We start from the raw sequence: 21,903 nt of genomic DNA, 5'->3' as shown, positions 1-21,903 counted from the left end.
TCGAGTTCGTAAGTGCGCCTTGCCGTTCGGCCCATGCCGATCTCGACCATGTCACGCATGAGCGACCCTTCTCGATCGGTTCACCGCACGTAGTAGTTGGGCGCTTCGGCGGTCATGGTGATGTCGTGCGGATGGCTTTCTTTCAAGCCCGCCGGCGTGATCCGGACGAATTGCGCCTGCTGAAGGTGCTCGATGGTGTTGGACCCGGTGTATCCCATCGCCGCGCGCAACCCGCCGGTCAGCTGATGGATCACCGACGCCAGCGGCCCGCGGAACGGCACCCGTCCCTCGATGCCCTCCGGCACCAGCTTGTCCTCGGAGAGCGCGTCGTCTTGGAAGTAGCGGTCCTTCGAGTACGACTTGGCTGCCTCCCCCGAAGTCCCTCTTCCTTGCATGGCGCCCAGCGAGCCCATGCCACGGTAACTCTTGTACTGCTTGCCGTTGACGAAGATCAGCTCGCCGGGCGCCTCGGCGGTGCCGGCCAGCAGCGACCCCAGCATCGCCGTCGAGGCCCCTGCCGCAAGGGCTTTGGCGATGTCGCCGGAGTATTGCAGCCCGCCGTCGGCGATCACCGGCACGCCGGCCGGCGCGCAGACCGCGACCGCCTCGAGGATCGCGGTGATCTGCGGTGCCCCGACGCCGGCAACCACCCGGGTAGTACAGATCGAACCCGGCCCCACACCGACTTTGACCGCATCGGCTCCGGCCTCGACCAGCGCCGCGGCCGCCGACCTGGTAGCGACGTTGCCGCCGACCACCTCGATCCGGTCGCCGACCTCGGCCTTGAGCTTGCCGACCATGTCGAGCACCAGCCGATTGTGCGCGTGCGCGGTGTCGACAACGAGGACGTCAACCCCGGCGTCGACCAGCGTCATGGCCCGCACCCAGGCGTCGTCGCCGATGCCGACGGCGGCCCCGACCAGCAACCGGCCGTCGCAGTCCTTGGTGGCCAGCGGGTGCTGCTCGGTCTTGACGAAGTCTTTGACGGTGATCAGCCCGGTCAGTCGGCCGTGACCGTCGACGATCGGCAGCTTCTCGATCTTGTTGCGGCGCAACAGGCCCAGCGCCGCGTCGGCGCTGACACCCTCCTGGGCGGTGATCAGCGGGGCCTTGGTCATCACTTCGGCGACCGGCTTGGACTGGTCGACCTCGAAACGCATATCGCGGTTGGTGATGATCCCAACAAGGGAGCCCAGCGCGTCGACCACCGGCAGCCCGGAGATCCGGAATTTCGCGCACATCGCGTCGACTTCAGCCAGCGTGTTGTCCGGTCGGCAGGTGACCGGATCGGTGACCATGCCCGCCTCCGACCGCTTCACCATCTCAACCTGGCCGGCCTGTTCCGTGACCGACAGGTTGCGGTGCAGCACGCCCATGCCGCCGGCCCGGGCCATCGCGATCGCCATCCGCGATTCGGTGACGGTGTCCATCGCCGAGCTGACCAACGGCACCTTGAGCCGGATCTTCTTGGTGAGCTGGCTGGAGGTATCCGCGGTGGCGGGTACTACATCCGAGGCAGCCGGCAACAGCAGGACGTCGTCGAAGGTCAGTCCGAGCATCGCGACCTTGTGCGGATCGTCACCGCCGGTGGGTACCGGATCGTCGGCGAGACCACCGACACGGACATAAGGTTCCACAATTAGGTCGCCGCTGCCTTCAAGACGGGACAAGCCAGATGACATTGCCGGGGCCCTCCCATACGCACGCGGAGTGAGGATCTCATCCTATCGGCTCCGCCCGACGACGATGCGCGCCGCGCAGGGCGCGAGGGGGAGAGGCCGGCACCTTGACGCTGTGACCTGGCGACGACGCGCGCCGCGTAGGGCGGGAGCAGACGCGACATGTGGGCTGGTCTGCGGGCATAGCGCTGGCGTGATGCCCGCCCGGCTGCGTAGTCTGGACCCGTGCGCGACTACCTCCCGCCGGGTTTGCCGCCCGATCCCTTTGCCGACGACCCATGTGATCCGTCGGCGGCGCTGGACGCCGTCGAGCCCGGCCAACCGCTCGACCCGCAGGAGCGGATGGCGGTCGAGGCCGACCTGGCCGACCTGGCGGTGTACGAGGCCTTATTGGCGCACAAGGGTATTCGCGGCCTAGTGGTGTGTTGTGACGAGTGTCAGCAGGACCACTACCACGACTGGGACATGCTGCGCGCGAACCTGCTGCAGCTGTTGGTCGACGGCACTGTTCGTCCGCACGAGCCTGCCTACGACCCCGAGCCCGACGCCTACGTCACCTGGGATTACTGCCGGGGGTACGCAGACGCCTCGCTCAACGAGGCGACCTCGGATACTCAGACATAGCGGGAATATCACGGCTCGCCGCTGACCAGGCGTTTTCCCCTTAACTTCCCCTCAACCACCGACCGGGTTGGGGGGCAGGTTTGTCAGGACGACCGCCGGGTCTGCGTTCGGTAGTGGGCTGGGCAGCGGCGTTGCGCCGGGATCACGGTTGGCGACCTTGGCGGTCAACCGGTTCACCCGCTCGACCAGGCCCTGTTTGCGATCGCTGTCTCTGACGTCCTGCACCCGGTCGCTCACCGCGGCAAGCTTGTCCTGCGCCTCGTCCCACTGGCCCAGCGCGATCATTTGCTCAACGCGGTCCAAATCGCTCTGGGCGGACGATGCGATCCGCTCGTCCTGCACCGAAGCCGGCTCGCCGAACACCTTCGTGTGGACGCCGTAGAGCGTATCGCCGGGCTGGGCGTCGCCCATGATCGCGACGAACCCGCCGACGCCGAGCAGGGTCGCGGCCACCGCCGCCACCAGCGCCATGCGCCGCCGGGCGTGACGACGCTCTGCCAGCCCGCGGTTCAACGCGCGGACGGCCTCGCGCTCCGGGCACAGCCCGCTTGGCACCGGGGCCCTCAACTCGTCGCGCCAGTCCTCCAGCAGCCTGGCCAGCGCCCGTTCTCCGCTATCACCCTGGTCGGCGACATCGCTGAACTCGACCGGCTCACGTTTCGCCAGCGATTCGATGAACCGCTCGGTGCGAGCCACCGCACCCAGATCGGGCTGATCAAACGGCCTATGAGTGTGTTCAAACATAATCTTGTCCCGCTGCAACAATCTCGGATTTCAGCCGCGCCAACGCGCGGTGTTGGGCTACGCGTACGGCTCCGGCGGTACCGCCAACGGCGATGGCGGTCTCTTCGGCGCTCAAACCGACCACAACTCGCAGGATGAGGATTTCGCGTTGTTTGTCGGGCAGCACGTTGAGCAACTCGCTCATCCTCTTGACGGAATCGGCTTCGATGGCTGCCTGTTCGGGACCGGCCTCGGCCGACCTGCGGTCGGGAATGGAGTCGGTGGGATACGTCAGGTCGCGGCCGGCCGCACGGTACGCGTCGGCCACCTTGTGCGCGGCGATGCCGTACACAAAGGCCAGGAAGGGGCGCCCGCGATCACGGTAGCGCGGCAACGCCATTACGGCGGCCAAGCACACCTCCTGTGCCACATCGTCAGCTGAAAGACCGCACCGCTCGACTGTGCCGACTCGTGCGCGGCAGTATCGGATCACGATCGGGCGGATCGTCTCCAGCACGTCTCGAAGCGCGTCCCGATCACCTGCTACGGCGTCAGCTACAACAGCGTCGAGACGTTCCTCCAGCGTTGTCATCGGTGGCAACATCTCCAGCGTTACGAACCGGACATCGCCCGGCACGGTGGCACGTAGTAAAACAATAACGACCTGCCGCAGCAAATGCGGGGTTAGCGCTGGCTCCAGGCTCCGCCCCAATGTTCCACCTGGCGGGCGCACTCGTCGCGAATGTCACACAACTCCACGATCGGGCGGGTCGGGCTCCCGGTATCCATAATGTCGACCAGCAGGCAGGCCACCGCCCAGCGTAGCGGCACGAGGCCCAACCGGCCGGTCCGCTCCAGCGCCGCGGCACCGACGGTCCGGGCCCGGTCGACGGCGCCGGCGCTGCATAGCGCCGCCGCCAACACCACGTCGCTTTTGGCGCCGTGTCGGGCAGACACCGATCCGTCGACCGTGGCCGCCGCCAACTCGACGCCGAGCTCGGCGTTGCGAACCGCGGCGGCACCGTCGCCGGCCGCCATCGCCAGCTCGGCGGCAACCCACGCTCGGCGCACCGACAGCCGGTGCTGCGGCGCTCCCGCGACGAACGGCTCCGCCCGGCTCAGCAACGTCGCCGCGGCGGCCAGGCGACCAATGCCGAGTGCGTCGGCGGCCAGCCCGATCATCGCATCCGCAGCGGCCTCGGGGTCGGGGCCGGCCAGCGCCAACGCGCGACCGTCCCAGCCGCGGGCCAGCCGGTGCCAGCCCAGCTGGCGCAGAAACGAGGCCTGGGTGCTGTGCGCCAGCGAGGCGAGGCGGTCGGCGGGCGCACCGCGCAGCAGCGTCGCGAGGTCGTTGCGCGCGCTGCCGTAGCGGCCCTGCCCCCCGGCACCAACCGCGCGCAGCCACAGCTGACCAGGTGTGACCGCCGACGGCAGCGGCCAGCGCCCGGGCTCATTTCCAAAGGCCGCAGCAGTAAGGTCGGACTCGATTGTCGGACCGCAAGAGATATCTATCACCCCAGGCCGCCAGTTAATATTTCATGGTTTCTGAGTTACACCGGTATTAAATCTGACGCAGATTATATTTACTGTGCCTACCCCGCGACCGGTCGCGAGCTGGGACGTTCCCCGATAACAGCGCGTCACCACGCACGGGTAGGTGAGCAGACTCCGCACGTCGATGAACTCAGGGTAAATTGTCAAGCCTCCGTTGGGCATTCGGCACATCACCGAGTGTTGACGAAAATTCCGTAGGCCCCCTACCTTTAAGGCCGACGAGTTAGTCACCGACGACCCGCTCGATTCAGTTGACGACGTACTTGATCGCAAACTGGCCCGATCTTGGGCATGTAGAGAGGGACTTCAATGCCACAACCGGAGCAGCTACCAGGCCCCAACGCCGATATTTGGGAATGGCAATTACAAGGCCTCTGCCGTGGGGTCGATTCGTCGGTGTTCTTCCATCCGGACGGCGAGCGCGGTCGGGCCCGCTTGCAGCGCGAGCGGCGCGCCAAGGAGATGTGCCGCCAGTGCCCGGTCATGGCGCAGTGCCGCGCTCATGCCCTGGAGGTCGGCGAGCCCTATGGCATCTGGGGCGGCCTCTCGGAGACCGAACGCGAACTGCTGCTCAAGCGTGAGATCGGCAGGACGCGCCCAATCCGCCGCACCGCCTAGTTTCTCAGCAGACAACGCCCCGTCCCGGTCTCCCGGGGCGGGGCGTTGCTCGATGATCCGCGTCGACTAACGGTTTTGACTAGGGCTTATTTGGGTAGGTCCTGGCCATGAATAGGGGCGTCTTTTGCACGGCCGCACTATTGGTGGCGGCCGTCGCGCCGTTAGCCGCATGCGCAAACCAGTTAGGCAACAACCAGCCAACGACATCATCCGGGGCGCCGGCCGGCGCCGAGCGGATGACCACACAGTTGAAGGGCGCCGACGGAACGGCGATCGCCAACGCCACCTTCGATTTCGCGAATGGCTACGCGACGGTGACCGTGGAAGCCGGCCCCAACCAGGTTCACGCCGGGTTTCCACGCGCTGATGGTCCACTCGGTCGGCCAGTGCGCGGCTAATTCGACTGCGCCGACGGGAGGCTCGACCGGGGACTTCTATTCTGCCGGAGACGTCTACCAGGCGCCGAACCACACCGGTACTCCCGCCAGCGGCGACCTGACCGCACTGCAAGTGCGGCCCGACGGCTCGGCGAAACTCGTCACCACGACGAGCGCGTTCACCGCCGCGGATCTGCGGAACAGCTCGGGCACCGCGCTGATCCTTCACCAGGGCCCGGGCAACCTCGGCGCCAGCGCAATGGACGAAGCAGGCAAGCGGGTGGCCTGCGGTGTGATCGCCGCGGCGGCTGCGACGTCATCGTCCACGACAACCAGCGTCAGTACGGTCACCACCACGGTCGAGGTGCCACCGCCGTCCACGAGTACGAGCACCGTCACGGTCACTAGCGGCCCGACCGTCACGTCCACGCCAACCACGCCCGTGACGACGTACAGCACTCCGCCCGGCGGCTGACCTCCATCCGAGTGACGGGCCGCGCAGCGTGCGCGTCCTCCTCTTCGGAATAGCTGCGCGCGATGCGCGGGTTGCAATGGCAATGACCGCAGCAGAAACCAGCAACCTCGGCCGATTCGGATTCTTCGGGCTCGGCGCCACCCCCGAGCAAGCCCATGAGATCGAACGGCTGGGCTACGGCACGATTTGGATCGGCGGTTCGCCGCCGGCCGAATTGTCCTTCGTTGAGCCACTTTTGGAGGCGACGACCGATCTGAAGGTGGGCACCGGCATTGTCAACATCTGGTCGGCGGCCGCCAAGCCCGTGGCCGCGTCGTTCCACCGCATCAACAGCGCCTACCCGGGCCGCTTCGTGCTCGGCGTCGGGGTCGGACATCCCGAAGGCGACACGCAATACCGCAAGCCTTACGACGCGCTGGTGTCATACCTCGACGAACTCGACGAATACGGCGTACCTGCCGATCAACGTGTGCTCGCCGCGCTCGGTCCGCGGGTGCTGAAGCTCTCGGCCGAACGTGCCGCCGGCGCTCACCCGGCCAACGCGACGCCCGAGCACGCCGCACAGGCCCGTGCGATTATCGGGCCGAACGCACTGCTGGCTCCCGTGCACAACGTGGTGCTCATCAGTGACGCCGAAGAGGCACGCGCGATCGGCCGCGAGGGGCTGGCCCACTACTTCTACCTGAGCAACTACCTGAGCAATTGGAAACGGCTGGGCTTCAGCGACGCCGACGTTACCCCGCCCGGCAGCGACAAGCTCATCGACGCCGTGGTCGCGCACGGCACGCCTGACGACGTCGCCACCCGGTTGACCGAGTATCTGAACTCCGGGGCCAACCACGTCGCGATCCTGGTGTATGGCGGGCCGGAGAAGGCGTTGCCGACGCTGTCGGAACTCGCTGGGCCACTTGGCCTATCACGTTAGCGGGGCTGAATCGGGCTGAGTGTGCCCCAAGCTCGACGCACGCCGTCGGCTCGAATGCGATCATGTTCGCCATGGGCATGACAACACACGAGACGGGCGACGACGCGTCGTCCGAGGGCACCGTGACCGTGACGGAGACAGGCACGGGCACGTATACGCAGCGGATCATTGCGGGGCATCACGAACTCGCCGCCGACGAGCCACAGCCGATCGGTGGCGACGCCGGGCCAACGCCCTACGACCTACTACTGTCCGCGCTCGGGGCGTGCACCTCGATGACAGTGCGGATGTACGCCAACCGCAAGGACTGGCCTCTCGAGCGTGTTCGAGTAACGTTGCGGCACTCGCGCATTCACGCAGAAGACTGCGCCGAATGCGAAACGAGCCGCGGATGGATCGATCACATCGATCGCGACATCGAGTTAATCGGCAACCTCGACGACACGCAACGGGAACGGTTGCTGCACATCGCCAATCGTTGCCCGGTTCATCAGACCCTCACCTCCGAAGTGAACATCTCCACATCCTTGCGATGACTGCGCGGTCCCGCGGTCTCTCCTTCCGTCGGGACCGCGCAGAGTCTTCATTTGTTTGCCGCCGCTACCGTGCCCATACCCCGGCGGCACGGTGATCGGCGGACGCGACGTCCTCGGCGCCGTCACGCACCGCGTTTCCCAGGTCGACGAGGATTTCGTTGAGCACGGCGGCCGCCTGATGCCACTTCAGCTGCTCGACCCCGTAAGCGGCGGCGGCTTCCCGGGTCCACAGTTCACGCAGCGGCGCGATTTGAGACTTCATCTCCTGGAGCGCGGCGTTGAAGCGGGCGGAGGTGGCGTGGATCTCCTGGCGAACGGAGCATTCGATCTCGTCGAAGTTGTATGACAGACGCTGGTCCATGGTTGTGGCCTCACAAATTCCCGCCGGCGCTGCCGATGCGGTGCGCATGGTTTTCGGCCGCCTCGCGCAATGCGGCTTCGTTATGGCGAATCGTCTCCGCGATGCTGTGAAGAGCCTGGTGGAGTTTCATCGACTCCGCGTTCCATCGATGCACCACGTCCTTGAAACGCGCCGCCGCGGCGCCACCCCACACCGACGGCGGCACGTTGCTCATACGGTCAATGAATGCGTGCAGCGTCGTCCGGATCTCTTCATTGCGGGTTTCGATGCCGCCCGCAACCGAGCGCATCAGATCAAAATCGGCGCTAAGTGTGTTGCCACCTGCGGGTGTGCTCACATGTCCTCCTTTGCCCGATGGCCGCGGACCTGACCGCGCCTACAACATGTAGGACTCGCGCGGGTCTGCTCCGGTTCCCGCTATTCGGCCGACGCATAAATCAGCTCAACGCCCGGGCCGATCGCACAGCGAGTTCGCACACCTGCCGCATCGCGTCCTCGTATCCGCGGCGGCTTTGACATCCGATGCTGATCCGGACGGCCTTATCGACCAACACCGTCCATCTGATGTCGTGACCAGAACGGACCTCCCGATAGGTCACCGCCGGGCGCCCGGCACTGTTTCCAGCCGGGTTGAAGTCGACGAACACACCGGTCGGTTCCGCATCGATCGCCTGTTTCAGAAATTCGGCGGTGACGCTCAAGGCTTCTGTGGCAATCCGCGATTGCGTCACGTGCAGCGCCATTTCGGGATCTGACGGCGACGTGACCTGTACGCGCGCCGAACCGGGTCCGGCTACGACGCGCCGCGTCGGCCACCCCGCCGGAACCTCAAGAACCACGCGACCTTCCACCAGAAACGTCGTCGGAATGCCACCGTCGGCAGCCGGCCCCCGACGGGCCGACGCGAGCGCCCCGAACGCGCCGAGCACGGTGACGATCAGCAGCACGACCAGCGCGAGTCGCCAGTGACGACGGTCGTCACGCGCCAAGGCTTTGGTGTGATGCGACGCGCAAGTGCTGTCTTTGCCTCGAATGATCTCTGCGGCAATCCTTTTCAACCGGACATCGTCGACGTGTGCCGCGCCGATCCCGCCGCTAGTGCGCAAGCCTTCAGCGATCATTGGCGCCAGCGCGTCAGCTCCGCCGACGGTGCTCGGTGCGTCGATCACCACCGCAACGGTGGTGTCCGACGTCATCTCGAGGATCGAACGCACAACCGCCTCAACGACAGACCGCGGTTCTCGGCGACGGGTTTCGGCAACCACCGCGTAGCCGGTAATCACCACGAACTGGTCCGCGATTTCCACAACCACCGTCGCATGGCGGGATTCGGGCGGAGACGCCTGGGTCAGCAGCCACGACCGGGGTCGCATGACAACCTCCCCGGCGAGGACCTGCGCCGCGGCATGGACCACATCGATCCGCGTTGACGCCCACCACGACGGGTGGACGACGATCGCACGCTCAGGGCTTCCGCAATCCATCGACCCCAAAACCGTCCGCCACAGTGAGTGGACCGTGACCGGACGCAGGTCGACCAGGGTTACCTGATCGTCGATGTTGTCGAACGCCGCCCTTACCACTTCGTCGCGAGCGAATACATCTGCCCCGCAACATAATCGGTGGATCGCATTCGGACCAACCTCGACTACGTGCGTGCTCATGGCGGGCTCCAGGCGACCTGCACCAGCTGAGTGTGACCTTGACGGGTGATCAACGTGCCGCGGCCAGGCGGCATCGGCGACTGGCGCACCGGGCCAATCACCAGACCCTCCTCCGGACTTCCGCTCATCATCAATGTCGTACAGCCGGCGTCGCGCAGTCCGGCGAGGAGCGACTCGAACATCGCGCGGGCGGCGCCGCTGCTGCGGCGTGCCATCAGAATGTGCAAACCCAAGTCTTTGGCATGCGCCAGAAATTCCAGGAGCGGCATCAGCGGATTGCTCCGATCGGTGGCGACCAGATCGTAATCGTCGATCACGACATATATCTCGGGTCCTGACCACCACGACCGGGTGCGCAATTGCATAGGGGTAGCGTCCGGAGGCGGCACTCTTCCACGCAACCGGTCGGCCAGGCGCGGCAGCACCGCATCGACCGCAGCCGCCGAGGCAAGGTATCCGCCGAAGTGGTCGGACTCGGACTCGATGACGCCGAGCAGTGAGCGCCGGAAATCAACGACGAACAACTGAGACTGGGCGGCAGTCGTGGTCCGTAGCAGTTCGCGGCAAATGACGCGCAATGCGGATGTCTTTCCGCATTCGCCGTCCCCGAGGATAAGAACATGGCGCTGCTGCGCAAGATCGATTGCTACTGGCCGTAGTTCACGGTCCTCCAGACCGATCAGGATGCCGGCGCCGTGCCCGTCGACGGCGCTCTCGACCACGCTGTGGTAGTCGACGCGGGCAGGCAGTAGCGGTATCGGGGGCGCGGTGGATCCGCCATGACGGGCCCGCAGCGTCTCCCCCACACGCGCACTGGCCTCGACCAGATCAGAGCTTGTGCGGGCGCCGTCCACCCGGGGTAGGGCAATCACCATGTGCATCCCATCATCTGAGAGCCCTCGACCCGGCTTGCCCTCCGGGACTTGCTGAGCCCGCCGACGGTCCAGTTCGGAATCCGCGGGATCGCCGAGCCGCAACTCGATTCGCGTCCCAATCTGATCCTTGAGCGCGGGACGAATCTCGGCCCATCGGGATGCGGTGATCACGACGTGCACACCGAATGAGAGTCCTTGCGCAGCAAGGCTGGTGATCGACGCCTCGATCGTGTCGAATTGACCGCGCAGGGTTGCCCACCCGTCAACAATCAGGAAGACATCACCAAAGCGGTCGCATATTGGATCTTGTCCGGCCTTCAGCAGGCGGTACTGCGCCATCGACTGGATCCCGTGGTCGCGGAAAATGGTCTCGCGGGTCCGGATGATTGCTTCGAGCTGGGCGACCATGCGTCGAGCCAACTGCGGGTCCGCTCTGCCGGCGACCGAACCAACGTGCGGCCAGTTTCGCAACGATGCCAACACCCCTCCGCCGAAGTCGAGACAGTAGAACTGCACCAAGCCCGGATCGTGGGTGGCGGCCAGCGCAGTGATCAATGTGCGCAGAGCTGTGGATTTGCCGGACTGAGGTGCACCGACAACAGCGACATTGCCGGCGGCCCCGGACAAGTCGACGACGAGCGGTGTTCGCCGTTGCTCAAACGGCCGATCGACGACACCTATGGAGACGGTCAACGCGGACATGGGTTTGCCGGTGGACTTGGCATCGTCCAACACGGTGTCCAGTGCCGGCGCCGGGCCGAGCGGCGGCAGCCAGACCTCATGCGCACGCGGGCCATGCCCGGACACCCGATCCACGACCGTCTGCAAGACGGTGCGCCGATCAATGACGTGCTCGACCGCCCTGCCGATCGGTATGACCGGCCCTGCCCGTCCCACGGTGAACAAACGGGCGAGCGCCGGGCTAATCCGCCGATCCGGCGAATCATATTGCGTTGCAGTGCAATAGATTTCAGACTCATACGGACCGGAAACGTATGCGGCCTGGAAGCGAATCAACGCATCCGTACCGACCCGCAGATAGGCTGCACCCGGCCCGCTTGGCAGTTCATAGGCATCGGATGTTCCCAGGACAAGCCGCGATTCGTTGGCCGACAACGTTTTCAGGCATACTCGGTAGGACAGATGCGATTCCAACCCGCGAAGTCTTCCCTCGTCCAGACGTTGACTGGCCAGCAGCAGGTGCATGCCCAGCGATCGCCCGAGTCGGCCGATTGCCACGAAGACGTCAGCGAAATCCGGATGCTGACTGAGCAGTTCGGAAAATTCGTCGACGATGATGAACAGCACCGGAAGGGGTGCCAATTGGGCCCCGGCACGCCGCATCCGATCGTAGGCACCAATCCCGTCGAGGTTGCCTGCCAAGCGCAGGGCTTCCTGTCGGCGGTTCATTTCACCGGCTAGCGCGTCGCGCATGCGAGCGACCAGTGCGGCCTTGTCGGACAAGTTGGTGATAACCGCAGCGACGTGCGGCGCCGGCTCCAGGCCGGAGAAGGTAGCGCCACCCTTGAAGTCAATAAGCGCCAGGTTGAGCTCTTCCGGCGAATGACGAGTGATCATCCCCAGAGCGACCGTGCGTAAGAACTCCGACTTACCCGATCCGGTTGCCCCGATGCAGAGCCCGTGCGGCCCCATGCCTTTCTCGGCGGCCTCCTTGATGTCGAGTTCGAGCGGCGGGCCCGCAACGGTTGTGCCGATCGGAACGCGAAGGCGATCGTGAGGACTTCTGCTGTTCCACCAATCAGTCGGGGTGGTGGACGCGAGATCGCTGATCCCGAGCAGACTCTGCCAGCCCGAGCCGCCGCCGGACGTCCCCCCGAACGCATCCACCCTGCCGGGCCGGTACCCGGCCAGTCTTTGCGCACAGACCAGCGCAGCGGCGTAACTCATTTGGTCTGGGCATACGGATGCGTCACCGTGGCCGGATAGCTCGTTCTCGCTCACCCGCAGCGACAGCTCCCCAACTGTTGGCGCGCCATCATGGCGGGTGCCGACCGTCAGCAAGGTCGCGTGGCCGGTGCCGCTTTGGATCACCCACCCGTCACCGACGTCGCCGTCGACGACGACCACCAGCTGGGCCGGCGCGGGGTCCGTCAACACGCCGGCGAGGCCCTGCTGAGCCGCGTCCAGCGATGGGTAAACCATCCGGGCAGTGCCGAGGCGGTCGTTGGCGAGCGGATGTTGATTGTGCGGCAACCATTTCAACCAGTCCCAGTGGGCTTGGTTGCGGTCACTGGTCACCGCGGCAACCAAAACCAGGCTCGGACTGTGCAACACGGCCAGTTGACAGATCATCGCACGTAACAGCGAACGCGCGCGGGTAGGGTTCCCGCCGACTGTCACGGCCTGCGGTCCACGCAGGTCGAGCGCAATCGGCGCGTCCGGAATTGTCGAGTGTGTTTGGAGAAATCGACGCAACGCGTTCCCCGTTACCGGATCCAGCCGCTGCACCGGTCCGGGCGGCGGAGGCACCAAACGGTTGGCAAGACACTGTGTTCCGATACCGATCCGGACAAGGCAGAAGTCCGAGTCAGCAGCTCGCCGCTCCCACATCCGGCGGCCGCCGACCAAGGTCCACAACGTGTCAGGATCCGGATGAGACCACACCAGCGAACAGCGCTGTGCCGCAGCGGTCTTGATGACGTTACCTCGCAGGTCGGAGAGGTGGCCCAGGTACTCGGCGCGGTCGGCGTTGATCTCGCCGCGCCGCCGATCCGCGCCGGACAGCAGCGTCGCCACCGCGGACAACAGCATCATCAGCGGAAACGTCATGAACGCCGGATTCCGCGCGACAGCCGAACGTGAGAGGAAGACCATAACCATCATCCCCACCGTCGCGATGGCCATGACGACCGGCAGAAGACGGGTCATCACGTTCGTCGCTGCCGGTCGCGTCACTGGCGGCGGGGCCGCGACGACGATGTCGGCCGTCTCGAAATCCGGTGTGGGCAGACGTGCCGACGGCACGAATTCCACGGTCGCAGAACCATCGAGCTGCACCACGTAACCCTCCTGCGCCCGCACCGTAGGTGCGACCGCAATCGGCCGCAAGTCGGCTGTGGATCAACGCATGCGCGGGCATCGCACCACCGGTTAGCGTCCGGATCAGCAGCCGCATCGGCGAACGGAGGTCGCAGTGCACCAAGGGGTGGAAGCACGCCAAAGCAGCGAACCCTGCCAACTCGGCGGAGGGTTGCGGCGGGTGTCGGTTTATGCCGACTCCCTCCACGTCGACTTGGCGTTATCCGCGTTAGTGCCGATTGCGTCGCTGATACCGCCAATCGTCGACATTCTGGCAGAAGGTGGTCATCGCGCTCAGACAGTCGCAGCCCGCCATCAGCTTTCCCTGCCAGGGAAGATCCCGCTGAACCCGTCGAAGACACTGGCCCAGTTGGGTATCCGTGACGGCACCACATTGATTCTCACCGACGCGACGGTAGTTCTAACGCCACCGCGCATCGATGACGTAGCGGAGGCGGTATCGATGTCGCTGGGCCCTAGCGTGCGACCTTGGACCCGGCGAGCGGCCCGACTCATCAGCATCCTGGCGGCGAGTTGCCTGGCAGGCACGGGTGCAGCGGTCTTGCTTCGAACAGCTTTCGATACCAACGATGCCCGCCGTAGCGGCTGTGCCGTCGTAGCGGCGGTGGCCGGTTTGATTGCTCTGCCGGCGGCGGTACTGGCCTACCGCGTGTTGCGCGACAGGACTGCCGGGCTCGCGCTGGGTCTGGCAGTTTGCGGATTCGCAGCCCTCGCAGGTTTCCTGGCGGTTCCCGGCGAGGTGGGAGCACCGAACGCGCTGCTTGCGACGGCGGCCACGGCGACATCGGCGACCGCGCTCCGCGTAATGGGTTGTCGCGCAACTGCATTCACGGCATTGGCATGTTTTGCGACAATCGAAACGGCTGCGGCTGCTGTGGGCGCGGTCACCGCCGCGCCGCTTCAGGCGGTCGGTGCGGCGTCCGCGGCGATCTCGCTGGCGCTGGTCGAAGCGTCTGCACCATTGTCGATCATGCTCGCCGGACTATCTTCACAAGTGACGTCAGAGCCGAATCCCGTTCGCGAGGAGCTTGCGCTCGCTCGACATCGGCTTAACATCAGAGCAATTCGCGCCAACAGCTGGCTAACCAGCCTGGTCGCCGCATTCTCCGGGGCGGCGGCCCTGGGAGCCGTCGGCGCGGCAGCCGGATCGCATTTCGCCGGTGGCCGAGGTTTGCTTGGCATCGCGTTCGCCACCGTCACAGGCAGTGTATTGCTATTGCGGGCGGGCTCACACCGGGACCTGTCGCGATCCGTGCCGCTAATGGTGTCTGGAACCGTAACACTCAGCGCCACATTCGTGATCGCCGGCGTCGCCTATCCGGTGCGCACGCCGTACATAGCCGCCGCGTCGATGATGCTGGCCGGGGCCGCACTATGCCTCGGCTTCATCACCCAAACAATGACGTTCTCTCCCATCGGGCGTCGAAGCGTCGAGATGCTGGAGTATCTTGCGCTGGCAGTCATCGGCCCGCTGGCGTGCTGGATCTGCGGGCTTTACGGCGCTGCGCGCGGTATCAACTTGCCATGAGCACAGCACATTCCAGGGCGTTGCGGTGTGCAACGGTGCTGGTAATCACCGCACTGCCCCAATGCGGCGTACCGGCCGCACGTGCCGTCTCGCCACCGCCGATCGACAACAGCCGGTTACCCGAGCCCGCGCCGCCAATGCCGCCGCAGCCCACCGTGCAGCGGCAGATGTGCGCAGTGCCGTCTGTAGGTCCCGACGGGGGCAGGGCCAACTCCTCCACTCAACTCTCCGGGCTTGACCTACCACAGGTTTGGAAGTTGACCCGTGGTTCGGGCCAACGGGTCGCTGTCATCGACACGGGGGTTGCGCCGCACTCACGGCTCCCCAAGACGGCGGCCGGCGGGGACTACGTATTCACCGGCGACGGCACCCAGGATTGTGACGGACACGGGACCGCGGTGGCCGGGATCATAGCCGCCGCAACGGATCCTCGTCATGTGGACGATTTCAGCGGGATCGCTCCGGACGTCAGTTTGATCAGCATCCGCCAGTCCAGCACCAAGTTCGGCGCAATGGCGGATTCGTCCAACTCCGGCTTCGGTGACGTCAGCACCATGGCGAAAGCTGTTCGAACGGCCGCAGATCTCGGTGCTTCGGTAATCAATATCTCCTCGGTCGCCTGCATCCGCACCGGATCGGCGCTCGACGATCGCGCGCTCGGCGCTGCACTGTCCTACGCGGTTGACGTCAAGAACGCCGTCGTGGTGGTCGCCGCCGGCAATACTGGCGCCGGGCAGTGTCCTACTCAGTCACCGCAACCGACGTGGGAAACGGTGACGGTTGTTGTCAGTCCGGCTTGGTACGACGACTACGTGCTGACCGTGGGCTCGGTAAACGCGCACGGCGAACCTTCGTCGTTCACCCTTGCTGGGCCTTGGGTGGATGTCGCTGCCCCCGGCGAGGGGGTGGTGTCACTGAGCCCGTCAGGCGATGGATTAGTGAATAGCCTTGGTGGGCCGAATGGTTCGAGTCCGCTTTCGGGTACCAGCTACGCCGCTCCGGTGGTGAGCGGTCTGGCGGCGTTGATCCGATCGCGGTTCCCGAAGCTGACGGCTCGCCAGGTCATGCAGCGTATCGAGGCCACCGCGCATCATCCGCCCGGCGGGTGGGATCCGCTGGTCGGCACCGGCGTTGTCGACTTCCTCGCGGCTGTCAGCACCGATCCACCTGTGAGCCCGGCTCGTCTGCCACCACGACCACCGATGCGGATTGCGCCGCCGCCGCTTGCCGCGCCGGCGCATCACGGTTCGCGGGACACGGCATTCATTGGCGCAGCGATCTGCGGTGGCGTGCTTGCGGTAGTGCTGATCATCGGCACACTGGCGGCCCGGCTACCGCGAGCCGGCAGTCGATCGCGCGCCACCGACAGCGTCCTGGGCGACTGAGGCGTTCGCCCTGCTCAATTCCGGACCGACAGGCAGTTTGGCCAATAGCGGCCAGGGCGCCGGGATCGCTGTATCGGGCAGCCCCAGGTCGTGTGCCGCGTCGTCATCGTGGATGGCGAATCGCACGCCGGTGTCCGTGATCAAGTATCGGATGCCGGCGCGGGGGTTGTCTCCGGACAGTCCGGTGGCACGTACATATGCATTGCGCCCCGGCGATAGGTAGACGGCGTCGACCGCTGGGCCCTTTCCGTCGGCCTGCGATAACTTCACCGGCTCGTCCTCGGCCGGGATCGGCAGGCCGCCGGCCAAAAACGAGATATCGGCGCCACCCGACGCCGCATGCCCCCACCTGACACAGAGCGCCGAACCGCTGGCATTCCATGTCGAGGGCGCCCGGTCGGGAAATGTGTCCACTGGCAATTCGGTCACCGTCGGAGTGGCGCGGATGATGTCGGGCGCGACCGAGATGGCGGTGCGGGTGCCTCGCGAGTCGGTGAATCGGAGCAGATCCGCGGCAACCTGCCCGATCCGCTGAATCCCGTGTCTGAGTACGACGTAGTGCTCGTCGCCGTCGGCGCGGGCGACGCGGAGGACGCTGCCGACCGGAAATCCCGGCAGCGCCGCTGGTCCGCGGCCGGCGGCGTCAGGAATCCGCGGCGCCGTGATGGGCGGTGCCTCTGGGACGGCGTTCAACAGCGTCGGCGACACCGCCAGTGGGACCTGACCGTCCAGCGCCAGTGCGTGCGCAACCGCGGGCTCATCCAGATTCACCACGGCGCGGCGACCGTCGTAAAGCACGTAGGTCGACCCGCCGGTGACGGGCCTGACCAGCACGGATTGTCCGCTCGGCAGAAGGTGCGACAATGGTCCGTCGGCCCGGCCGATGACGATCGTCGTGCTCGGCGCTGCGCGATCAGGGCCGTCACAGACGGCCCACCGTGATTCGTCCTCGGCGAGCGGCGCCGCCAGAAATTGCGGCGCGCCGGGGATGCCCAATAGGGGACCCCGCTTGCTGTGGCCCAATTCCGACTCAGCTATCGGCTGCGGGTCAACGTTCGTTCTCACAATCAGCCTGGCCGAGGCCAGGTTCAGCACCGGATGGAGGGTTTCACCTACCCGGACGTACAGTGCCCCGGACTGTTTGCCCATCACGATTGGTGCGTTCGTCGCCGCTGGTTGTGGGCGCACGATGGCCAGGACCGCGCATCCAGCCAGCATGATGAGCGCCAGCACCCAGCCGGTCATTAGCGACTGCATCGATGCGCGGATCGGTTCGTTAACCCCGCGGATGTCCCTGCCCAGTAGCGCGCATTCGATTCGGCGCAGCAGAAATCGATACCCGCTGATGTGGAGCCGAGTGGTCGATTGCGATGCCATCAGTCCCCCAACTCCCCGGACCAGCTGGCTTCACGATATTCCGTGGTGACGGCGTGATTTATCGTCGATCCACAGTTCAACCTAATGGGGGCGGCCTAGTGACCACGGCAGCGATGGCTACCCAGATTAAAACCGTGTCTGGACGGCCCGCAACATCGCCGCGTTGCTGGGATTGATTGGCCGACGAGTCAACCGTTGGTTAACTGGCTGACACGCTGTGGCGATACGTGGATGAGTGTGGCGATGTCACGAACGGGCACGTCTGCCTTGGTCAACCGGACCGCAAAGTCACTGGCCGTAGCGACCGCTTCTTGCTCGACTTCGACGGCACGATTGCGCAGGCGGGTTACCTGCGCGGCACCCTCAAGCACATCGACCCCGTCGACGCAGATGTTCGCGACGTGAACGGTGATCTCGCTGATTGGTTGATCAGTGCTGATCGCAATGAGTGAGCGCGCCATGTCTTCGATTTCGTTGATACGGCGCGCCTGGGTGATTTGGTCGATCTCGGGAACGTGGATCATCCACCAGCGGCCATCACGCTCGACCTTGACCTTGTATTCGCGCATCACTCGTCCTCCGCTTTCACCAGCTCAAAGCCGGCTTTCTTGAGTCGTTTTATGACGTCTCGCCGCGGTTCGTCTGTCGCCACAAGCATAGTCTAGTCGGTTAGACATTTTCTAGTCTAATTTGATAGACAGAAAAAAAATGCAGGTCGGTCAATGTGCCCCGAACGCCCATCGAGACTTAATGCTGACGCACTACCCGATCTCCTCTGCGGCGGCTACGGCGGCTGGAGCATTCCCACGGCGGGATCCTCCGCAGCCGCCGATGTGACCGTGGACCCGATTCTCGCTAAAATCGCCTGGTGAGCATCAACCGCATCAGCCGTCCGGGGTCCCATCGTCGCTGGTCACGCAGCTTTCGCTGGGCCGGCCTGAGCGCCGCCGCGCTGCTGGCCGCCGGTGTCCTGCTGCTTGCACCCAGCGCCGTTCCCCGGGCCGTCCCGTCGGCCGGCGCCGACAACTGCCCGGACATCGCGCTGACCTTCGCCCGCGGCACCGACGAGCCCGCCGGTCTGGGACACGTCGGGCAGTCCCTCGTCGACAACCTGCGCCAGAGCACCGGCAAGAACATCGACGCCTACCCGGTCAACTACAAGGCCAGCCTGCTGCAGTTGCACGGCGGCGACGGCGCCAACGACGCCATCAAGCACATCAAAGACGTGGCCGACAAATGCCCCAACACCCCGCAGGTGCTCGGCGGATACTCGCAGGGCGCATCGGTGATCGACATCGTCACCGGAGTTCCCATCGGCGGCATCGGCTGGGGCGCCTCGCTACCACCCAAATACGCGAACAACGTCGTCGCGGTGACCACCTTCGGCAACCCCGCCGACCGCGGCGGCGGGCCGATATCGCAGCAGAGCCAGCTGTTCGCCGCCAAGGCCGTCGATTACTGCAACCCCGAAGACCCGATCTGTCACGCGGGGCCCGGCAACCAGTGGAGCGGGCACACCGAGGGGTACGTGCCCGTCTACACCAGCCAGGCGGCCAGCTTCGTCCAGACCAGGCTTCTCGGGGTGCTGTCACCGAGCACACCCCAAGGTCCGATGGGCGTTCCACCTGGGCCGATGGGCGTGCCACCTGGGCCTTTCCCGGGGCAGGGGCCCACGCCAGGGCCTGGACCCGAAGCCCCGCTTCCGTCCGTGGTCGATCAAACGCAGCCCGCGGTATTTCACTGACGTAGAACTGCCTGCGCTGATATCCCGTCGGCGCATTAGTATCGGCCCATGAGGCTGCGCTCGATAAACCCACCGCCACAATCGGTTCCGGGCAGATTGGGTCGGTTCGCCGTCGCCGCGCTGCTCGCCGCGTCGCTGGCGCTTGCACCCGCGACCATCCCGACCTTGATCCCGACGGCGTCGGCCTCGTGCTCTCCCGTCGAGGTGGTGTTTGCCCGCGGACGTCTGGAGTCGCCCGGCGCCGGAGTTATCGGCAACGCCTTCGTCAGCTCGCTGCGGTCCAAGGTCAACCGCAACGTCAGCCTCTACGCGGTCCGCTACCCCGCCGACACCGAGGTCGACGTCGGCGCCAACGACATGAGCACTCACGTCCAGAACACCATCAACGCCTGCCCGGACACCCGGATTGTGCTGGGCGGCTACTCGCTGGGCGCAGCGGTCACCGACGTTGTGGTCGCGGCTCCCATCGCCGCGTTCGGGTTCACCGAGCCGCTGCCGCCCGGCTCTGACCAGCACATCGCGGCGGTCGCGCTGTTCGGCAACGGCAGCCAGTGGGTCGGGCCGATCACGAACTTCAACCCGGCCTACAACGACCGGACCATCGACATGTGCCACGGCGCGGACCCCGTCTGCAACCCGGCCGACCCGCACACCTGGAACGACAACTGGCCGCAGCACTCCGCGTCGCAATACATCCAGGCCGGAATGGTCAATCAGGCCGCCGACTTCGTCGCGGGCAAGCTGCAGTAATCGTTTCGAGCGGCTGGAAGGCCGCGCGAGTGATTAAGCCAACCCTGCAGGCAGTATCAGCAAGTCATTAGCTTTGCTCGATACCATCCGCTCATGAAATTTGCTCCGAGCGCGGCAAAGCGGCTAGTCGGCTTCGCCGCCGCCGGGTTGCTCGCCGCGGGGCTGCTGATCGCCCCGGCACTGGCGCCATTCCCAGCCGGCGGGCCGATTCCGAAGGCGTCCGCGGGGTGCCCGGACGCCGAAGTAGATTTCGCCCGCGGTCGCGAAGAAGCCCCCGGCGTCGGCGAGGTCGGCCAGGCCTTCATCAACTCGCTGCAGAAGAAGGTGCCGCACATGACGATCGGCTCCTACGGGGTCAACTATCCCGCCGACGTCAGCATCACCGACGGCTCTAACGACATGAGCGCCCACGTGCAACAGATGGTGGCGAGCTGCCCGAACACCAAGCTGGTGCTCGGCGGCTATTCGCTGGGTGCGGCGGCGGCTGACGTCGTGGTCGCAATGAACCGACCCGGGTTCGGTTACACCGATCCCATGCCGCCGAACATGGACCAGCACATCGCGGGGGTCGCCCTGTTCGGTAACGGCACCCAGCGGGTGCTCGGCCCGGTCCCCAACTTCAGCCCAGCCTTCGCCGGTAAGACCATCGACTTATGCGCCGGCGGCGACCCGATCTGCACGAGAGGCATACACGATCTGCATTGGTCGTCGCATCTACAGAACTCGTACATCACTTCCGGGCTGGTCGATCAGGCCGCAAGCTTTGTCGCCGGCAGGCTCTAACCAAAGCTCAGTCGCGGGTGCGTAATTCGCGAGTGATCAGCGTGCGCGCCTGCAGTTCGCCCTCCGGCGGGTAATCCACGCCGATCAGCGTCAAACCCCGCGCCGGTGCGGCGGCGAAGTCGCTGGACCGCCGCGTCGAAGTGAGTAGCCCGGCGCACCACGTTGCGGTGCGCCGGTGTTCGCCGACGGCCAGCAGCGCACCGACCAGCGACCGCACCATCGACCAGCAGAACGCGTCGGCGGTGACGTATGCGGTGATCAGGTGACCATCGTGGCCCCAGTCCAGCCGTTGCAGATCGCGAATAGTGGTAGCACCTTCGCGGTAACGGCAGAATGCCGCGAAGTCGTGTAACCCCAACAGGTTTCGAGAGGCTTCGGTCATCGCGTCCACATCGAGCGGGCGCGGCCAGGCAGTGATGTAGCGGGCCTGATGCGGCTCCACCCCGTACGGCGCCGTCGAGAGCCGATAGACGTAGTGGCGGCGCAGCGCCGAGAATCGTGCGTCGAAACCCGCTGGCGCACGAATGATCCGGCGGATGCGAACGTCGGCGGGCAGCAGCCGCCCCAGTCGCCGGACCAGCGGCAGGAATTCCGCTTCGGTCGGTCGGGGCGAACGAGGGTAGGCGTTGGGCAGCGCATCCACCGGAATATCGACATGGGCGACCTGACCGGTGGCATGCACGCCGGTGTCGGTGCGCCCGGCCGCCCACAACCGCACCTCGGTCCGGAAGACCGTCGAGAGTGCCTCCTCGAGAACACCCGCGACCGTTCGCTGATCCGACTGCGTAGCCCAGCCGGCGAAATCCGTGCCGTCATAGGCGATATCGAGCCGAAGACGAACGCGCCCGCCATCGGCGTCGATGGC

20 protein-coding genes and 1 pseudogene are annotated in these 21,903 nt (G+C 65.7%); 10 read left to right on the top strand and 11 right to left on the bottom strand.

Features of this window, described 5'->3' with window-relative positions:
- Positions 1-80 precede the first annotated feature (80 nt).
- Entirely contained in the window at positions 81-1,682 is a 1,602-nt protein-coding gene (guaB, locus tag VKI00_RS29055; RefSeq protein ID WP_324444383.1) for an IMP dehydrogenase, read from the bottom strand.
- 222 nt (positions 1,683-1,904) lie between these two features.
- Between guaB and VKI00_RS29050 the strand changes: the two genes are divergently transcribed.
- Positions 1,905-2,303 (top strand): DUF5319 domain-containing protein, encoded by a 399-nt coding sequence (locus tag VKI00_RS29050; protein ID WP_324444381.1) that lies wholly within the window; start codon positions 1,905-1,907, stop codon positions 2,301-2,303.
- A 51-nt stretch (positions 2,304-2,354) separates the two neighbouring features.
- Here VKI00_RS29050 and VKI00_RS29045 read toward each other — a convergent pair whose 3' ends face one another.
- The 3 genes from VKI00_RS29045 to VKI00_RS29035 form a co-directional block, all read right to left on the bottom strand.
- On the bottom strand, positions 2,355-3,047 hold the full coding sequence (locus tag VKI00_RS29045; RefSeq protein WP_324444379.1) for an anti-sigma-D factor RsdA: 693 nt from the start codon (positions 3,045-3,047) through the stop codon (positions 2,355-2,357).
- The gene (locus tag VKI00_RS29040; protein ID WP_324444377.1) at positions 3,040-3,618 is read right to left on the bottom strand and encodes a sigma-70 family RNA polymerase sigma factor; all 579 of its coding nucleotides are present in this window, start codon (positions 3,616-3,618) and stop codon (positions 3,040-3,042) included. The genes VKI00_RS29045 and VKI00_RS29040 overlap by 8 nt, the downstream gene beginning before the upstream one ends.
- 92 nt (positions 3,619-3,710) lie before the next feature.
- A complete protein-coding gene (locus tag VKI00_RS29035; RefSeq protein WP_324444375.1) occupies positions 3,711-4,541 on the bottom strand; it encodes a hypothetical protein in 831 nt (276 codons plus the stop codon).
- A gap of 348 nt (positions 4,542-4,889) precedes the next feature.
- Here VKI00_RS29035 and VKI00_RS29030 point away from each other — a divergent pair, with 348 nt between their 5' ends.
- From VKI00_RS29030 to VKI00_RS29015, 4 genes and pseudogenes are all read left to right on the top strand, one after another.
- Entirely contained in the window at positions 4,890-5,198 is a 309-nt protein-coding gene (locus tag VKI00_RS29030; protein WP_324444373.1) for a WhiB family transcriptional regulator, read from the top strand.
- A gap of 107 nt (positions 5,199-5,305) precedes the next feature.
- Positions 5,306-6,050: pseudogene (locus VKI00_RS29025) on the top strand (superoxide dismutase family protein).
- A gap of 82 nt (positions 6,051-6,132) precedes the next feature.
- Positions 6,133-6,975, top strand: coding sequence for an LLM class F420-dependent oxidoreductase (locus VKI00_RS29020; RefSeq protein WP_324444371.1), 843 nt, complete (start codon positions 6,133-6,135; stop codon positions 6,973-6,975).
- A 77-nt stretch (positions 6,976-7,052) separates the two neighbouring features.
- Positions 7,053-7,511, top strand: a complete 459-nt coding sequence (locus tag VKI00_RS29015; protein WP_324444391.1) for an OsmC family protein — start codon at positions 7,053-7,055, stop codon at positions 7,509-7,511.
- Positions 7,512-7,575: 64 nt separating this feature from the next.
- Here VKI00_RS29015 and VKI00_RS29010 read toward each other — a convergent pair whose 3' ends face one another.
- The 4 genes from VKI00_RS29010 to eccCa all read right to left on the bottom strand — a co-directional run bounded on the left by VKI00_RS29010 (position 7,576) and on the right by eccCa (position 13,396).
- Complete coding sequence (locus VKI00_RS29010; RefSeq protein WP_324444369.1) at positions 7,576-7,872, bottom strand: WXG100 family type VII secretion target; 297 nt, start codon at positions 7,870-7,872, stop codon at positions 7,576-7,578.
- Positions 7,873-7,882: 10 nt separating this feature from the next.
- Positions 7,883-8,209, bottom strand: a complete 327-nt coding sequence (locus VKI00_RS29005; protein WP_324444367.1) for a WXG100 family type VII secretion target — start codon at positions 8,207-8,209, stop codon at positions 7,883-7,885.
- Between the two features lie 100 nt (positions 8,210-8,309).
- Positions 8,310-9,536 carry a type VII secretion-associated protein gene (locus VKI00_RS29000; RefSeq protein ID WP_324444365.1) on the bottom strand — a complete coding sequence of 409 codons (1,227 nt, stop codon included), beginning with the start codon at positions 9,534-9,536 and terminating at the stop codon, positions 8,310-8,312.
- The gene (gene eccCa / locus VKI00_RS28995; protein ID WP_414687325.1) at positions 9,533-13,396 is read right to left on the bottom strand and encodes a type VII secretion protein EccCa; all 3,864 of its coding nucleotides are present in this window, start codon (positions 13,394-13,396) and stop codon (positions 9,533-9,535) included. Before eccCa ends, VKI00_RS29000 begins: the two co-directional genes overlap by 4 nt.
- A 169-nt stretch (positions 13,397-13,565) precedes the next feature.
- Between eccCa and eccD the strand changes: the two genes are divergently transcribed.
- Positions 13,566-14,999, top strand: coding sequence for a type VII secretion integral membrane protein EccD (gene eccD, locus VKI00_RS28990; RefSeq protein WP_324444363.1), 1,434 nt, complete (start codon positions 13,566-13,568; stop codon positions 14,997-14,999).
- Complete coding sequence (mycP, locus tag VKI00_RS28985) at positions 14,996-16,384, top strand: type VII secretion-associated serine protease mycosin (protein ID WP_324444361.1); 1,389 nt, start codon at positions 14,996-14,998, stop codon at positions 16,382-16,384. Before eccD ends, mycP begins: the two co-directional genes overlap by 4 nt.
- On the opposite strand, the gene eccB is transcribed toward mycP, so the two are convergent.
- Together eccB and VKI00_RS28975 are read right to left on the bottom strand one after the other, a co-directional pair.
- The gene (gene eccB, locus VKI00_RS28980) at positions 16,331-17,761 is read right to left on the bottom strand and encodes a type VII secretion protein EccB (RefSeq protein ID WP_324444359.1); all 1,431 of its coding nucleotides are present in this window, start codon (positions 17,759-17,761) and stop codon (positions 16,331-16,333) included. The genes mycP and eccB overlap by 54 nt on opposite strands.
- Positions 17,762-17,949: 188 nt before the next feature.
- Positions 17,950-18,330, bottom strand: coding sequence for a HicB family toxin-antitoxin system (locus VKI00_RS28975; protein ID WP_324444357.1), 381 nt, complete (start codon positions 18,328-18,330; stop codon positions 17,950-17,952).
- A gap of 383 nt (positions 18,331-18,713) precedes the next feature.
- Here VKI00_RS28975 and VKI00_RS28970 point away from each other — a divergent pair, with 383 nt between their 5' ends.
- From VKI00_RS28970 to VKI00_RS28960, 3 genes are all read left to right on the top strand, one after another.
- Positions 18,714-19,505 (top strand): cutinase family protein, encoded by a 792-nt coding sequence (locus tag VKI00_RS28970; RefSeq protein WP_324444387.1) that lies wholly within the window; start codon positions 18,714-18,716, stop codon positions 19,503-19,505.
- Positions 19,506-19,553: 48 nt separating this feature from the next.
- Entirely contained in the window at positions 19,554-20,255 is a 702-nt protein-coding gene (locus VKI00_RS28965; protein WP_324444355.1) for a cutinase family protein, read from the top strand.
- Positions 20,256-20,348: 93 nt separating this feature from the next.
- Positions 20,349-21,038: a cutinase family protein gene (locus VKI00_RS28960; protein ID WP_324444353.1), complete on the top strand. Its 690-nt coding sequence runs from the start codon at positions 20,349-20,351 to the stop codon at positions 21,036-21,038.
- Between the two features lie 7 nt (positions 21,039-21,045).
- Here the strand turns inward: VKI00_RS28960 and truA are convergent, their stop codons facing one another.
- Positions 21,046-21,900: a tRNA pseudouridine(38-40) synthase TruA gene (gene truA, locus VKI00_RS28955; protein ID WP_324444385.1), complete on the bottom strand. Its 855-nt coding sequence runs from the start codon at positions 21,898-21,900 to the stop codon at positions 21,046-21,048.
- Positions 21,901-21,903 lie beyond the last annotated feature (3 nt).

It is taken from the genome of Mycobacterium sp. (assembly GCF_035314665.1).
In the GTDB taxonomy this organism is placed as follows: domain Bacteria; phylum Actinomycetota; class Actinomycetes; order Mycobacteriales; family Mycobacteriaceae; genus Mycobacterium.
This window is presented reverse-complemented; position numbering and strand designations above follow the sequence as displayed.

Bases quoted from the DNA above. Each gene is read 5' to 3' on its own strand.
- guaB (WP_324444383.1), bottom strand. From the start codon at position 1,682: ATGTCATCTGGCTTGTCCCGTCTTGAAGGCAGCGGCGACCTAATTGTG.
- VKI00_RS29045 (WP_324444379.1), bottom strand. From the start codon at position 3,047: ATGTTTGAACACACTCATAGGCCGTTTGATCAGCCCGATCTGGGTGCG.
- VKI00_RS29040 (WP_324444377.1), bottom strand. From the start codon at position 3,618: ATGACAACGCTGGAGGAACGTCTCGACGCTGTTGTAGCTGACGCCGTA.
- VKI00_RS29030 (WP_324444373.1), top strand. From the start codon at position 4,890: ATGCCACAACCGGAGCAGCTACCAGGCCCCAACGCCGATATTTGGGAA.
- VKI00_RS29020 (WP_324444371.1), top strand. From the start codon at position 6,133: ATGACCGCAGCAGAAACCAGCAACCTCGGCCGATTCGGATTCTTCGGG.
- VKI00_RS29015 (WP_324444391.1), top strand. From the start codon at position 7,053: ATGACAACACACGAGACGGGCGACGACGCGTCGTCCGAGGGCACCGTG.
- VKI00_RS29010 (WP_324444369.1), bottom strand. From the start codon at position 7,872: ATGGACCAGCGTCTGTCATACAACTTCGACGAGATCGAATGCTCCGTT.
- VKI00_RS29000 (WP_324444365.1), bottom strand. From the start codon at position 9,536: ATGAGCACGCACGTAGTCGAGGTTGGTCCGAATGCGATCCACCGATTA.
- mycP (WP_324444361.1), top strand. From the start codon at position 14,996: ATGAGCACAGCACATTCCAGGGCGTTGCGGTGTGCAACGGTGCTGGTA.
- eccB (WP_324444359.1), bottom strand. From the start codon at position 17,761: ATGGCATCGCAATCGACCACTCGGCTCCACATCAGCGGGTATCGATTT.
- VKI00_RS28975 (WP_324444357.1), bottom strand. From the start codon at position 18,330: ATGCGCGAATACAAGGTCAAGGTCGAGCGTGATGGCCGCTGGTGGATG.
- VKI00_RS28965 (WP_324444355.1), top strand. From the start codon at position 19,554: ATGAGGCTGCGCTCGATAAACCCACCGCCACAATCGGTTCCGGGCAGA.
- VKI00_RS28960 (WP_324444353.1), top strand. From the start codon at position 20,349: ATGAAATTTGCTCCGAGCGCGGCAAAGCGGCTAGTCGGCTTCGCCGCC.